Raw genomic sequence first — 15,491 nt, forward strand, 5'->3', positions numbered from 1 at the left:
AAGTCGAGAAAAGGGGAAGGTGGGGCCCCAAGAAGAGGATAAGGGGCGGGGGAAAGGGGAAAGGTTTGTTATTTTCCCTTTCCCCTTTAACATGAGTCCCTTTTCCCCTCTCTTGCAAAAAGCACTTTTGCAAGAGGTCTATTGAACAAGCCTCTCCTTTATCTCCCCCTCTTCCTTGTCTACCTTGTCTCTTCTCCATGCCCCATGCCCCATGCCCTACTTTACTTCTGTAATTTTTAGAGTGTAAGGGAGATACTTGCCTTTTTCGTAGGAACCAACCCAAATTTGGTAACTTCCAGCTAGCCATTCACCAACAATGCCAGCATTTTTGCCATCAAAATCGTCATTGCACCAAGTACCACCGGGCCCTTTAATAATCATGGTGGTGTCTTCAGGACTTTGCACTTGCAGCTTTAGGTAGTCAAATTTACTTGTTAACGCTAATGTGTGGTCTGGTGTTTCATCCACAAATCCCGTACAAGGGCCAGTAGCTGTTTCGCTTCTCCCACCTACTTGACTCCCAGATATTGAGCCACCACTCATCCCGCGAACTGTCAGGGGGTCTGGGGAAAACTGAGGGCTAAGGGTGACATCTCCAAATATCGTTGGCGCTTCCTGAGCATCAACCGCAGTATTAACTGTTGATGTGATGAAGAGCGTAACTATCATGAACGATAATCTCATCCCTCTATTGAGCGCTGTTGTCGGCATTGTAATTACGTTCGCTTCTAAGTGTTTTTGAAGACATGAATTTTACACACCAAGTTCCCAACATGAGGATAATTGACTAACTATTTTAGATTTAGAATTGGGGATAATTCATTAGTAATTAGTCAATGATTTCTTGTTCTTTTAGTTGCCTACCTAATGGATAGGGGCACACATTTGTGCGCCCCTAAAATCTCAAATATTTCTAAAATCTGCAAGTAATCGCTACTTAGCTTCCGTTATAGCCCGACTCAAGCGCGGTTTATCTAAACCAATCTGATTTAGTAGTAACCAAGATTGGATTAAGTCGGGGCCATGAACATCTCCAGTTAAAGCTGCTCGGAGCGATCGCATTACTAAGCCTTTTTTGACTTTTTGCTCTTTGACCACTTGTTTAATAATCTCCTGGGCGGCGGCTTCTGACAGTTGCGGCTGATTTTCTAAAGCTGTGACAATTGCTTCAAGAACAGCAGTCGAACCTTCTTGCTTGAGTTGTGTACTGCCTTCATCGCTAAATTCAACTGTATCGCTAAAAAACAGTTGGCTTTGAGCTACTGCATCTACCAGGCGAGTCAAACTCTGGCTAATTAGAGTTACTAGCTGTTCTAACCAGGGGCGATCGCGTCCACCATCAAATTTATAACCAGCCGCTTCCCAATAGGGGATGAGTAAATCTGTGAGTTTATCTACTGGCGTGCTGTGAATATACTGACTGTTCAACCAATCCAGCTTGTCCCAGTCAAATTTTGCACCTGCTTTATTGACGCGCTCAAAGCCAAATTCTTTGGCTGCTGTTTCTAAGGTAAATATTTCTTGTGTCGAATCTGGTGGCGACCAACCCAGCAATGTCATGTAATTTACCAAACCTTCAGCAGTAAAGCCCATTTTCTGAAAGTCAGAAATGGAAGTGACGCCATCTCGTTTAGAAAGCTTGCGCCCTTCCATATTCAAAATTAATGGCGTATGGGAAAACTCTGGAATTTTTGCACCCATCGCTTCATACAGCAGAATTTGTTTGGCGGTGTTGGCGATGTGGTCTTCTCCGCGGATGACGTGGGTGATTTGCATATCGATGTCATCCACGACAACAACAAAGTTGTATAAAGGTTGACCGCTACCCTCTTCTGAGGCACGGGCGATGACCATATCACCACCTAAATCGCTACCTCGCCAAGACATCTTTCCCCTTACTAGGTCGTTCCAAACAATTTCCCGCTCATCTTCGATTTTGAAACGAATTACAAAAGAACGACCTTCTGCTTCAAAAGCGGCGCGTTGTTCTGGGGTGAGGTTGCGGTGACGGTTGTCATAGCGGGGAGCTTCACCTCTAGCTTTTTGGGCTTCTCGGAGCGCCTCTAGTTCTTCTGAAGTGGTGTAGCAGCGATAGGCTAATCCTCGATCTAGCAGTTTTTCTACTGCTTCTTTATAAAGATCCAGGCGTTGGGATTGGAAAAATGGCCCTTCATCCCAGTTCAGTCCTAGCCAACGCAGTCCTTCCAGAATATTGTCGGTGTATTCGGGACGCGATCGCTCTAAATCTGTATCTTCTATTCGCAGTATAAATTTACCGCCGTGGTGACGGGCAAATAACCAGTTGAATACAGCAGTTCTAGCTGTACCAATATGTAAATTTCCGGTTGGACTCGGCGCAATACGGACTCTAACAGTCACAGTTAATTCTCTCTTTCGCAAAGCATGATAAATGTAGCTTATATTTAAATCTTGAATCCTGAGTCAACCTCTTTGGGTAATTCAGAATCTAATATCACCTAAGTTTAAGTTATTCGCTACTCATAAATTTAGAACGGGACTGACGGGGCTCGAACCCGCAACTTCCGCCGTGACAGGGCGGTGCTCTAACCAATTGAACTACAGTCCCTTGTTTGGCAACTTTGCTATTATCACTATTTTTTTTCTACTTGTCAAGTGTTTCGGAGTCAGGAATTATTAATAATTTTTGTTCCGTATATACAAAATGCAAATTATACGTTAAGTAGACCGTGATAACACAACCTGTGGCTCTGATTCCAGATGCTGCAATATTCGGGATTGCATTTGTTTATACTGCTGTTTCAATAGCTGTTTGCTCAATTGGGGTTGAGAAGTGGGTGGTAGCCTATGGCTTTGTTGCACCCAAGTTTTTAACATTTGCCGCTGAGTTGGCTCAATGCGACTGCTGAGAACCTTGATGCAGGAATGTGGTGCTTCCAGAGTAAAGAAAATCAAAGGATACTGTTCATTTTCAGCCAGAAAACTTACCATTCTGAGATTTTGGGGATTTTGCATATCTAAGTAGCACGGTAGCCACTTAGGAGCGAATTGCTGATTATAAAGTACAGTTACCCACAACAACATTGGGTGAGGGGATGTTGCAAAGACAAACTGGTTATAACGGGTAGAAACCGCATAGTTTTTAATTTCTTGTTTAGACAACATCAACCATAGCGCTGTTATAGATCCTTGGGGAGTGTCTAGAAGCTGGGGAAAAACAATTTCTTGAATTGGTTTATTTTGAGGCCACAAAAGTTGCCGATAGCTTTGTTCTACAGTGATTGGTAATGCAGAATTTAAGGGAGATTTAAAGGTGAAGTTTGTAGGTAAAGTGGGACAATTAGAATGTTCTAGACTATTTAAAACTTGTAAAATTTCAGCGATATTTTGAGGGCGATCGCTTGCTTTTTTCGCCAGACAAGCCATAATTAAATTATTTAACTTTTGAGGTATTTTAATAGTAGGTTTAACATCTGCGATCGTTTTTGGTGCTTCAAAATGATGTGCTTTATACCAAGCGCCAAAGTAATCAGTTTCTGTTTGCCAAGGTTTTTTGCCTGTGAGCATCTCAAACATCATCACACCCAGACTATAAATATCAGAGCGACTATCTAATTTTTCTCCATCTAGTTGTTCTGGAGAACAGTAGGGTAAAGTGCCATTAAATCCGCTACTTGTACTAGCTGTTGATGCATAATTCAAAAATCTAGCAATACCAAAATCAAGAATTTTAACTAACTGGCCCAATATCGGATCGGGAATAACTAATATATTAGCGGGCTTGATATCTCGATGAACCAACGGACAAATTTTGCCATCAATGTTAATTCCTTGATGAGCACACTGTAAGCCCAAACAAATTTGGCGAGAGAGAGTCAAAAACATGGACAGAGATAGCGGAATTAAATCCTTTAAACTCTTACCACATAAATATTCCATGACGTAATATGGTTTTCCTTTCTCATTCACACCATAATCATACGCCCGCACTATATGTACGCTCTTTTGACTCAAGGCTGCACTCATTAAAGCTTCACGAGCAAAGTCTTGTTGCATCTTGGTATTAACAACAGTTTGAGTCAAAAACTTAATAGCAACTGGTATACCTCCTAACAAAACATCATTTGCTAAAAAAACTTCACCCATGCCACCGCTGCCAATTAATTGCTTGAGTTGATAACGATTGGCAAGCAAGCCCGTACTACTAGGAGATGTAGATAACCTCTGATTCACTTTGTTCACCTCTGATGCTGAGTCCATTGAAAGTTAGCAATAAATACATAAAAATATTCTTAGTTAATGGTGGCAAGTATTTTGATTTTGCTAGCAAAATTTCAACGACGTAATAGCATTTTCAAAAACATTTCCAAAAATTTATTTATCCAAGTTTTTAAAACTTCTGTCTCAGATTTTTGATGTGTGGCTAAGTTTCGTAATATGTCTAACTTCAGCTTTTCGTACTCTGCTTTTAGAATATTTTTGGCTTGACCAGGCAAAATCAATTCTTTTGACTGTTGGCTCATATCTAACCAATCTAAAAGTTGCTGACGCTGTTTAGCTGTGAGATTTAAAGTCGTTACATGAGAGCAATGAGTTGGCTCTTCTAAGGGGAAAAATAGTAAATGATAGTAGCCTACTTCTGCTAAACTACGTGCTATATTTTGACTCTTGTTATCTTTTAAATCCAGAAAATAAGGTAGCCACTTAGTCGTAGAAGGTTGGGCATCATATAGCACTGTTAACCACATTAGCATCGGATATACATTCATTTTACTAATAAATTCAGTGCTATGTATTTTATCCAAAAATTTTGCAATCTCTTGTTTGGGTAACATTGCCCAAAAAGTTGGTATAGGTCTTTGAGAAGTCTGTAGTAAATGGGGAAAACCAATTGGTGCAATTGGTTTATTTTTAGGCCAATTTTTCTGCAAGCACTCTTTTTCTGATAGTAAAGTTGCGGGTACTAATTGAACTGGAAGCGAAACTTTAATAATGTCTGTGCTACTGCTAGAAATAACATTATTAACTTGAACACTTACTTTTTCTAAATCTTCTAATATTTGGTTGATATTCTGAGGGCGATCGCTTACTTCTTTAGCTAAACAAGTCATTAATATTTTTTCTAATATTTCTGGTATTTTAACTTGTGGATTTACTTCTTCAACTGTAGGTGGCATTTGAAATCGATGGGCTTGATACCAAGTACCAAAGGAGTTACTTTTTGTTTGAAATGGATGTTTACCTGTCAGCATTTCAAACATTAATACTCCCAAACTATAAATATCAGAGCGGACATCTAGCAGTTTCCGCCCTTCCATATGTTCTGGAGAACAGTAAGGCAAACTGCCAATAAAAGAATCTGTTAGAGTCATTCCACTTCGCTCTGTTAAAAACTTAGCAATACCAAAATCTAGTATTTTAACAATTTCACCTTTTTTACTATCTTCAGCAATAAATATATTTTCTGGTTTAATATCTCTGTGAACAATAGGGTAAATTTCTCCTTTAAGGCTGATACCTTGGTGGGCACATTGTAAGCCTAAACAAATTTGATTACAAATTTCTAAAAACTTCGATATTGTTAAAGGCTGAATTTTCAGAATTTGTTTGAGATTTTTTCCTTGGAGATATTCCATTACATAAAATGGAGTTTTATCCTCAGTAACTCCATAACTTAAAATGCGAACAATATGTTTACTTTTGCGACCCAATTGAGCGCCAATAAAAATCTCTCTGGCAAAACGTTGGGACATTTGTTGGTTTGACAAACTAAGTGATAAGATTTTGATTGCGATCGGCATACCGCCTTTAGCAGTATCTTCTGCTAGATAAACTCTACCCATCCCCCCTTTGCCAATCAAATCTCTGATTAAATAGCGATTGTTTAAAAAATGTCCGATGTAATCGTCTATTTCTGCCTTTTGCCCTACCATACTCTCAATTTTATTTTCTGGCATAAAAATCATTTATAAAAAATGTTATTAGCAAAATACTTTAATAAGTCTAGCTAATTATTAAATTCAAATCTAAGAGATGTCCGAATTTTGAGAAAATTAATTATATGCTGTAAATATGCTTAAGCCCTCTGCAAAAGCTACTAAACATTGTGTAACATATTTATTAAGGAGTACGGTTGAGAAATTACACGTAAACTATAAATAACCTAGATAAACTTACCTAGTATATTCAGTGAATACACAGGAATAATCAGAAATAACTAAATAGCAGTCAAGTTGCAATGTTTATGACGGGCTGCGCCTAAGCAGCTTTATTTCTGTACAATTAAAGCTTAAAATTTGGGAGTACCCGGCGTAATAATCTAATGAAGGGATTTTCAATTTTAAGTTGAAAGGCTAGTATCTGGGTGCGTTGTAGGGAGTTAAAATTATTATCACTGATGAGAATTAATGATTGTTGACCATTTGGTAGTTTTGGGCCAAGAGTTAAGCCTTCGATGTTGTCTAGCAGTACATCTAGTTTTCTCAAATCTAACAACAGTTTTTTCTTAACTGATTTAATATTTTTGAAATCAATTGCTAAAAGGCTATCAATATTATGAATATCATCGGCTTTTTCTAACGAAACCTGAAACAGATAAATAGCAAATCCTAAACCAGTAAAAGACCTTTCTAAACTTAAAAAGTGTCCTTGATTATCAAGAGCTAGTAAATCGGGTAATCCACTAGCGAATTTGCCAATTAGATTTAAAAATGGTGTAACTGATTCAGTTTGGTAAAGAAATTCTTTTTCGGGTTGCTTGTTGAGCAAGTTGTATTGTAAAATCCTGCAAGGACTACCAATATTAGGTTTTGCTGCGACACCATCTTGAATTAGAGCATTTTCGGTGGCGGTGAATAGATGCTTATTATCGGGTGTGATGGTGAGGCTTTCAAAAGCCAAATTGTTGCGGATACCTTTTTGATTACTTTTATCTGGTAAAAATTTGTTTGGTATAGAAAGTGTTGCAATTTCTATACTAGAAGATAGTGAGAACTCTTTAATAAAAGGATTAATTAATTTTGCAGCATCGCCTTCAGAAGATACAAACACAGTTGCTTTATTAGTTAATGCAATACCTTCTGTATCAGTTTCACCAGGACGAAATGTTTGACCATTTTCATTTAATAATGTAGTAACGCTGACTGGAATAATTCCATCTTTTTCTAGCAAACCTTTGTTCAAATCGATTTTTAATGTGTAGAAACGAGCGGCAGCTTTTTGTCCCCGGTCATCTGAAATAGCGTAATAAAGGTTGTTTTTGGCATTATATGTAATTGCAGATAAACCTCCTACTTCAGTTTCTTTAAATATTAAACCTTTTTGTAAGGTTGCTTCTCCAATAAAATCTATACTACTAATTTCAATACTATTTGAAGGAAAGTTTGTGAATACAAGGGTAATAATTATAATTGGAATCAAAAAGTAAATAATTCGTGGAAATACGAATATTTTTTTAATTATCTGCATAAATTTTTATTAAATTAATATTTTGAGGAATGGATACTTATACATCCCTACAAATAATATCAACTAAATAAACAATTTAACAGATACAAGCCGGAAAATTCCAATAAATTATGTTTATTAACTTGGTGACAAGTCTGAGCAGATGTTTCTTGTACTTAGATTTTTCAAAAAGTATTTGAATTTGAAAACCTTGAAAAAATAATAAATTACTTAAGCTAATCGTAAATCATATTCACTTTGGAAAAAGTTGACAAGCCAATCTTTCACTTTATGGGTGGCGCGGCAGTCATCTTCGTTGTAGCGTTGGATAATTTCTAGTAAAGTGCGATCGCCTGTTTCTAACCATCGATCATACCAGTAAATACACTTGGCACCACTGGCTTCTTTATCACGCCACTCAAATCCTATCCAACGAGCGATCGCTTTCAAAGCATAGCTTTCTACGGGCAATGCTACACTTTGGGTTAATTGCTCATACACATCCACAAATCGATTCAGTACAGGACGCACTAAAGAATGTGGAGTGCCGTAAAGTTTTGCCAACCGTTTGACTGTATCAAACTCGTAGACACAAAAATGATAAATTGGCGCTTCGGGATATTGCCAAACTAAATCCAAAAATTGCTGCCAAACTAATTCTTCGTCTTCCGGTTTATCTGCTAAAAAGGAATAAAATTGTTCTGTATTAGTTTGTCTATTAACAACCAAAACCCCTAAAAGATAATCTAAATCTAAGTCTGGCTGGGCTTCAATATCAAAATAAAGCTCTATGGGCGCTGTAAATGTAATATCTTCTGTTGGTAGCGGATATGGTAGAATCAACGGTCGTTTTTCTAATGCAGATTGAGCTTGTACTACCAATTTAGGCGCTACTTCGCTGTCAAAACCAAGTAACTTTTCTAAGCTGCTGGGACTGGTGTTAGCAAGAGATTCCAGTGTGGTAATGTCTAAGGCTTGGAGTTGAGTGTAGCGCAGCGGTGTTACACCTGGTAGCAGTGAGAGATGTTTTTCAGATTGAGCGATCGCATAACATTCACTATACCAATGGCAAAAATTGCACTTTTGGCGAGAAATAAATACCTCTGGCGGATTCGGTAACTTTAATACTTGAATAAACTCTTCCAAAGTCTGCTGCATCCGTGGTGTCCATTTGCACAGATCCACTGCATAATTTGTATTTTTGGTTCGCAATATGAGCAAAGCTGTTGCAGGTGCAACTCCCTGCACTGTTGCCAACACTTGGGCATGAAATGCAGCAACAACTTGATATTCTTGCTTAGGGCGCTTACCCAGTTCAATACTAGCTGGGACGTAGATCCAATCTCCAAAATTTGATTGTCCCGGCTGTTTCACAAGTAAATCTGGACGACTTAGCAGGGTGTCTGCTTCCGAATAAGTTGCTAACAGTACTCCTTTATAGATGTACTCAACCCCACGCTGCATCAATTCTAAAGTTGCTTTCTCTCCTTTTTCCCAGTTTCCATAAGCATAATCTGGTTGGTAATAAGTCATCTGTGCCAAAGCACTCAACTGATGAGCGATTTTGTCCTGTTGCAGTTTTCGTAGCAACTCATTGGGAGCATCGCGCTGACTTGTGTCACCGTGGATATCTAGAAAAGGTCGGCGTTTACAGCGTTGATATTGCAGTAGGAGTTCAGCATTAATTATCATCCTTTTAAGTTAACAATAATTAGCAGAATCTGGGAGTAACTGTGACAATTAAAATCTGGAAGTGGCGATACTTTCTCTACAAGACGCTACCCATAGCTTGCTTCCCCGTAGGTGTACGATGCGCTACACCAACCCGTCCACGCTTAATTTGCCGTTTATTTGATACTGTCAACAGCTAGAGCGTTTGCTTTTCTGCCAAATTACCACTAAAAGAGAGTAAAAATCACAGTTTGTCCATGATTACAAGGTTACATGACAAAACAACATGAGCCGGTTCTCATCTGTAAACGTGTTACACAACGATCGCACGAGCGATCGCAAAGCTCTCCTCTGATCTTGACGATTAATTTTACTGCAAAACGATTGCATAATTATCGACTCAGTCAGGTGTAAAACTTTATTCTCTTAGAGGAGGCTGTACAAGCGGTTAAAACTGCGATTGTCTGAGCGATATTTTCTAATCAAGCTATTTTGATTTAAGTAAAAATAGTAAGAGTGAAAATGGTGTGGAAATAATTTCTAAGTTGTGCTTAGTACAATGTCTAACCTAGTAATGAAAAGTTCGTAGTAAGCACTTTAGTGTTTACTACGAACTTGTTGACCTTACTAATTTAAACTTAACAGACTATAGCAATCCTATTTAATTTGTGAGAATTTTGGTGTTGACTGTCCTAAGTCAATTGGTCATTTGTCCTTGGTTTTGTCTTACGAATGATTTAGGATTGCTATATTAGCAAGGATTTTGACCAACGCATAATTAATTAAAACTACACTGTCAGCTTTTATCCCTGCTTATTTTCTCCCGATATCTAACTGTACTTGCAATCCATCATTGTCACTGCCTGACTGAGCCGGTGTTAAGAAAACTGAAGTGTCTGGCTGTGATAATGATTCGTTAAAGCGAATTTGGGCTGGAGTTTTATTTTCTCTTCTATTATTGTTGGAAAGGCTTGCTGGATTAGTTTGCTCAAAAAAACTTCTAAAGTCATCTTGGGCAGTTTTCCGATCGATTCCAAGTAGAGAATCACCACTTAATCGATATTGTCCGGGATTTGAGTTTGATGCTGGTGATTGAGCGTAGACTTGGCTTCCTAAGCTTACAAAGGCTGCCGTAATCCCCAAGAAAGCAATAATTTTGGCGTTCATTTGCTCGCTCCAAATTATTTTTAATATTGCTCGTCTATTATTCTCTGGGAAAAGTATTTTGATTAACTCTATTTTTAGGTTCAACTAGAATAATTTTATTGCGTATATACTTAGGGTGTCAATGATTTTTACTATTTTAGGGATTAATAAGTTATAGCTTTGATATCTCTTGAGAAGTTGGATTATCTGGTTAAATTTCTAAGCGATCGCAGTTAAGTTCGTTGAGATATGCCAGGATGAAATTAAGGATGTTTAACAGTGGCACAAGAGCGATCGCTTGGCTGAAGCTGTGTTTAATTACCAATCACTACAATTTTTGTGACAATCTGACAAATTTGTGACTAAAATAACGAGTTTAGTTACCATCACTACGATTTTCGTTACAAAAATCATAATTTTCGTTACAATTTTACAAATTTAGTTACTATCACTACGATTTTCGTTACAAACATCATAGCTTTAGTTAACATTACTGAGTATATTGGTATAATAAATACAAAATATTGTGGATTCTACCCAACCAAAATTAAGCTTTAGTAAGGCAAGCTAGCTCTAGAACACCATAAAAAGAACATAATTATGCCTCGTCAAAAGCGTACATATCGCGTTCTAGAAAAAGCTGAATTGAGAATCGCTGGACTCAAAGCAATCGATCCCAGCATGGATTTTGGGGATGCTCGCAACTTGCAAAATGTGGCACAAGTAATTCAGCAGTACCGCAGTAAAATAGATGCTTATAATACCACTCTGGCTGTAATTGATTCTTATAAAAGTGAGATGAAAGAGTTGGAAAAAACTCTGAGCGATCTGAGTGAAAAAATGCTCCTGGGAGTTGCTTTTAAGTACGGCAAAGATAGCTATGAATATCAGATGGCGGGTGGTGTTCGCAAAAGCGATCGCATCCGTAAAAGCAGAGCAACCCGCTTGAAATCGACTTTAGAGGAAGCAGTTATTAAGGATGCTACAACTGCATAAAAGCGCCCTGAGATTAAAGTCTGCTGCTACTGAAACAAAGCTTGTTTTTAGCAAACTTGCAATTTGTCATGCTTGAATGTTGCATTGTTTTGTTGTCTAGAAAAGGAAAGAAAGCAAAACTTCAGTGATTTTTATGCTGTGCATTTTAACTTTAGTCATCAGAAACTTTACGTAAGTCTATTGATGTAACTGTAAGCAAACTCGGTAAAATTCGTGAGGTTTAACAGATAGAAATTAACTAAGATTAGCTTTAAATAGCAGTTAATATCTGTTAAACCAAACAAATTTGTAAATAACTGCTTAATTGTTGATAAGCAACTCTTGTTCAATATAACTTTATCTACTGATGAGCAACTTAAATAACGAAAGACTAAAACTTAAATTCGATCGGCTGCGTTTAATTCCATATCTAGCAATTGGTTCTCTGATTTTTTATTTCACTTCCAACCTAGATTTAAACTATATAGTTAAAGGATATTTAGTCTTAATGGAATCTCAGCTATGTATAATCGCTATTTATTTTTTGACGGACAAATTCACTAATAAACCAGATAAATAACCAAAGAAGGTCAAAAAATTGTGTTGTATTATATGCCAATAGATATTTATTAGAGTTAATTAAGGAAGTAAATGTTATGAAGACTAAATCTACAGCAATTATACTTTGCTTTTTTGGCGGGTGGCTGGGAATCCACAAATTTTATTTAGGAGAAAATGTAGCAGGTATTTTGTACTTATTGTTTTTTTGGACTTGTATTCCATCTTTAATAGCCTTTGTTGAATTCTTCGTCTTAGTTTTGATGTCAGATACCGAATTCAATACAAAATATAATCAAGTTATTGCAAGCACAGGTGGAGCAGTCTCTGCAAAAGATGCAACCAGTGCGCTAGCTGATTTAAAAAATCTTTTTGATTCTGGGATAATTACCGCAGAAGAGTATGAAGAAAAGCGCCAAAAGCTTCTGAAATCTTTGTAAATTAAAAATATTAGTCGATTTATGATGTCACAATCTAAATCTTGGTTTCAACAAACTCCTGCTTGGGTGTGGTTATCATTAATTCCGACATTAGGGGGATTTGCGATTGTCTATGCAGGTTATAAATCCAAGACTAAAACTTGGGTTGTTCTAGGTATTAGCATCTCTATATTAGCTTTAGCTTTATCAGCTAATAGTTTAGCATTTGCGCCCTGGATAGCTCAAATTAGCATTGCCTTCTATCTCAAGAAATTTTATTTAATCAAAACTTATCCAAAGAATTTACCAATTCCCGAAGAACAAGAGTTGGCAAAGTTAGTTGCAAATACTCGTGAGAAAGTAGATATTAATGAATGCTCAAAACATGAACTAGTTAACTATTTAGGACTACCGATAGTTTATGCAAATAACATCGAATCATTGATGAATGAGGGATATGTTTTCACTCATGTAGAAGAGTTAATCGAAATAGCCGGAATTCCGGAAAAGCAAGTAGATCGAATTACACCACTGATTACTTTTAGCTACAACTACAAAAAAGAAGCTGATTGTTCTTGGAAACGATTAAACACATATTCAACTGATGAATTGATTACCTGTGGATTAGATGGTGCGATCGCAGAGCAAATTGTAGCCGAAAGGCAGCAACGAGGTGAGTACAAATCGTTGATTGATGTCAAGCAGCGCACTGGTTTACCGTTTAATACTTATCGTCACATAGCTTAGTACAGTTCGCCACCAAAAATGGTTGAAAATAACAAGGAGCAATGTTTGTACTTTTTCTCCCTTCTGCCCTCAGCATAGTTGCAAGGGACTTGTAACTTTTTATGATATTTTCATAAAGGTAAAATAAATAGACTAGCTGACATCGAAAAACCGCTATCATTTGACTGGTTTTGTAATTATAGGCAGGGAGACGGTAAGTGTGGGGATATCAATTGAACTACACCACTTATTAGTTTCTCGGTCACAACAAAAACAGGACAAAATTATGGCTAATTCATCATTTAATCTCTCTGACCTCAATGCTAGCAATGGCTTCATTATCAACGGTATTGCTGCTTATGACGAGTTAGGTAGTTCCGTCAGCTATGCGGGGGACATTAACAACGATGGCATCGACGACCTGATTATTGGGGCACCGCCTGCATCGCCCAATAACAATACTTTTGCTGGACAAAGCTACGTGCTGTTTGGAGGGACGAATGTAGCCAATAGCGGTACTTTTGACCCCTCCTCTCTGAATGGTACTAATGGTTTTGCAATTAACGGCATTGGTGAGTTTGAACGTTCAGGCAGTTCTGTCAGCAATGCAGGGGATATTAATAACGATGGCATCGACGATCTGATTATTGGGGCACCGACTGCCTTTCGGAATGACAACAGTAATTATTATACTGGGCAAAGCTATGTGGTGTTTGGAGGGACAAATGTGAGTAGTAGCGGCACTCTCAACCTCTCTTCTCTAAATGGCACTAATGGCTTTTTAATTACTAACTTTGGCAGCGGGAGCGATGCAGGGGACATTAACGGTGATGGCATTGACGACCTGATTCTTGAAGCAGATGACACGGATCAAAGTTATGTACTTTTTGGGCGAAAAAATTTAGGCAGTAGCGGCACTCTCAACCTCTCGTCCCCTAATAGCAATAGCACTGATGGCTTTTTAATTAACGCCTCATTCGGCAAGAAAGTCGGGGATATTAACAACGATGGCATTGACGACCTGATTTTTGCAAAATTTATTCCCTACCCCAATACAGGACAAGGTGGGGTGCAAGCTTCTGTAGTATTTCAAGCTTCTGTAGTATTTGGGGGGAGAAATGTCGGAAGTAGTGGTAACTTTAACCTCTCGTTCCTCAATGGCACTAATGGTTTCACTATTAATGGCATTAATGTTGCTCCTAATGGAGGTTTTTCAAGCAGCAGTGCAGGAGACATTAACGGTGATGGCATTGACGACCTGATTATTGGGGCACCAAGTGTCACCCTCAATGGTGATGCTGGTGATTTTTTAGACTCGAGTACTTTGGTTGGGCAAAGCTATGTGGTGTTTGGAGGGACAAATGTCGGGAATAGTGGTAACTTTAACCTCTCGTCCCTTAATGGCAGTAATGGTTTTATTATTAAAGGAATTACTGGGGGTGGAGGCTCTGGCACCTCGGTTAGCAATGTGGGAGACCTCAACAATGATGGCTTTGACGATCTGATTATTGGCGCACCATATTCCTCTCCTAACCGCATAACTAATTCTGGGCAAAGCTATGTAGTGTATGGGGGAACAAATGTCGGCAGTGGCGGCACTCTCAATCTTTCTGAGCTGAATGGCACTAACGGCTTCGCTATTAACGGTATTGCTCCTAATGACCAAATAGGCTGGTCAGTCAGCAATGCGGGAGATATCAACAACGATGGCATTGATGACGCGATTATTGGCGCATATTTTGCCTCCCCTAACGGTAACACTCAAGCTGGACAAAGCTATGTCTTATTTGGGGGAACAAATGTAGGCAGTAGCGTCACAGATATGCTTAATTTTACGGGAACTCCTGGTGCAGATACTCTTGTAGGCACTGTTGCCAACAACATCATCGATGGATTAGCTGGTAGCGATACCTTAACGGGCAACGGCGGTCAAGATCAGTTTATCTTTTACTCTGAAGATGGTAATGACATCATCACTGATTTTGGTGGTGTAGGCACTGGGTCAAATCCATCGCCAGAAGTGATTGCCAATGTTGATACACTAAAATTTACAGGTAATGGCTTGACTGTCCGAAACTTGCAACTGACTCCTCAAGGCAACAACTTAGAAATCACCTTTGCAAATCTGGCTAACCCCAAAGTTACTCTGCAAAACTTCAAATTAGAAAATCTGGATAATCTGCCAGCAACTTCTTCACGACCTCGACTTGGCAATATCCTATTTGATGGGCAAACCAGCATCGCCGACAGTTTTGATGTAATTGATGCTAATTCCACTCAAACTAGCATTTTCAACAAAAATACTGTCACTTTCCTCAATGACTTAAATAATAACATTACGGGTTTTAACAACTCCAATGATGTGATTAATGGTCAAGCTGGGAACGATCGCATCGACGCCTTGAGTGGCAACGACTTGCTCCGCGGTGGTGCTGGCAATGATTCTCTGATTGGTGATACTGGCAATGATTCTCTGATTGGTGATACTGGCAATGATTCTCTGATTGGTGATACTGGCAATGATTCTCTAATTGGTGGTACTGGCAATGATTCTCTAATTGGTGGTACTGG

Annotated in this window: 12 protein-coding genes and 1 tRNA gene; 5 read left to right on the forward strand and 8 right to left on the reverse strand. The window is 38.4% G+C overall.

Going from position 1 to position 15,491, the window contains the following annotated elements:
* Positions 1–216: 216 nt before the first annotated feature.
* The 7 genes from RM368_RS02725 to RM368_RS02755 all read right to left on the reverse strand — a co-directional run bounded on the left by RM368_RS02725 (position 217) and on the right by RM368_RS02755 (position 9,117).
* Positions 217–711: a hypothetical protein gene (locus RM368_RS02725; RefSeq protein ID WP_322692615.1), complete on the reverse strand. Its 495-nt coding sequence runs from the start codon at positions 709–711 to the stop codon at positions 217–219.
* A 222-nt stretch (positions 712–933) separates the two neighbouring features.
* Positions 934–2,379 (reverse strand): glutamate--tRNA ligase, encoded by a 1,446-nt coding sequence (gltX, locus tag RM368_RS02730; RefSeq protein ID WP_322692616.1) that lies wholly within the window; start codon positions 2,377–2,379, stop codon positions 934–936.
* A gap of 134 nt (positions 2,380–2,513) precedes the next feature.
* Positions 2,514–2,587 (reverse strand) — tRNA-Asp (locus RM368_RS02735).
* 110 nt (positions 2,588–2,697) lie between these two features.
* Positions 2,698–4,212 carry a serine/threonine protein kinase gene (locus tag RM368_RS02740; RefSeq protein WP_416212208.1) on the reverse strand — a complete coding sequence of 505 codons (1,515 nt, stop codon included), beginning with the start codon at positions 4,210–4,212 and terminating at the stop codon, positions 2,698–2,700.
* A 101-nt stretch (positions 4,213–4,313) separates the two neighbouring features.
* Positions 4,314–5,936 (reverse strand): serine/threonine-protein kinase, encoded by a 1,623-nt coding sequence (locus RM368_RS02745; RefSeq protein WP_322692618.1) that lies wholly within the window; start codon positions 5,934–5,936, stop codon positions 4,314–4,316.
* A 325-nt stretch (positions 5,937–6,261) separates the two neighbouring features.
* The gene (locus RM368_RS02750; protein WP_322692619.1) at positions 6,262–7,446 is read right to left on the reverse strand and encodes an esterase-like activity of phytase family protein; all 1,185 of its coding nucleotides are present in this window, start codon (positions 7,444–7,446) and stop codon (positions 6,262–6,264) included.
* A 210-nt stretch (positions 7,447–7,656) separates the two neighbouring features.
* Positions 7,657–9,117 (reverse strand): TM0106 family RecB-like putative nuclease, encoded by a 1,461-nt coding sequence (locus RM368_RS02755; RefSeq protein WP_322692620.1) that lies wholly within the window; start codon positions 9,115–9,117, stop codon positions 7,657–7,659.
* A 252-nt stretch (positions 9,118–9,369) separates the two neighbouring features.
* On the opposite strand from RM368_RS02755, the gene RM368_RS02760 reads away from it, so the two are divergent.
* The gene (locus RM368_RS02760; RefSeq protein ID WP_322692621.1) at positions 9,370–9,510 is read left to right on the forward strand and encodes a hypothetical protein; all 141 of its coding nucleotides are present in this window, start codon (positions 9,370–9,372) and stop codon (positions 9,508–9,510) included.
* Positions 9,511–9,909: 399 nt separating this feature from the next.
* Here RM368_RS02760 and RM368_RS02765 read toward each other — a convergent pair whose 3' ends face one another.
* On the reverse strand, positions 9,910–10,263 hold the full coding sequence (locus RM368_RS02765; protein ID WP_322692622.1) for a hypothetical protein: 354 nt from the start codon (positions 10,261–10,263) through the stop codon (positions 9,910–9,912).
* 579 nt (positions 10,264–10,842) lie between these two features.
* Here RM368_RS02765 and RM368_RS02770 point away from each other — a divergent pair.
* The 4 genes from RM368_RS02770 to RM368_RS02785 form a co-directional block, all read left to right on the forward strand.
* Positions 10,843–11,238, forward strand: a complete 396-nt coding sequence (locus RM368_RS02770; RefSeq protein WP_322692623.1) for a hypothetical protein — start codon at positions 10,843–10,845, stop codon at positions 11,236–11,238.
* Between the two features lie 635 nt (positions 11,239–11,873).
* Entirely contained in the window at positions 11,874–12,215 is a 342-nt protein-coding gene (locus tag RM368_RS02775) for an NINE protein (protein WP_322692624.1), read from the forward strand.
* 21 nt (positions 12,216–12,236) lie between these two features.
* A complete protein-coding gene (locus RM368_RS02780) occupies positions 12,237–12,941 on the forward strand; it encodes a helix-hairpin-helix domain-containing protein (protein WP_322692625.1) in 705 nt (234 codons plus the stop codon).
* Positions 12,942–13,206: 265 nt separating this feature from the next.
* The coding region (locus RM368_RS02785) for a hypothetical protein (RefSeq protein ID WP_322692626.1) at positions 13,207–15,491 on the forward strand (2,285 nt) is incomplete at its 3' end.

The organism is Nostoc sp. DedSLP03 (assembly GCF_034530815.1).
Taxonomy (GTDB): Bacteria; Cyanobacteriota; Cyanobacteriia; order Cyanobacteriales; family Nostocaceae; genus Nostoc.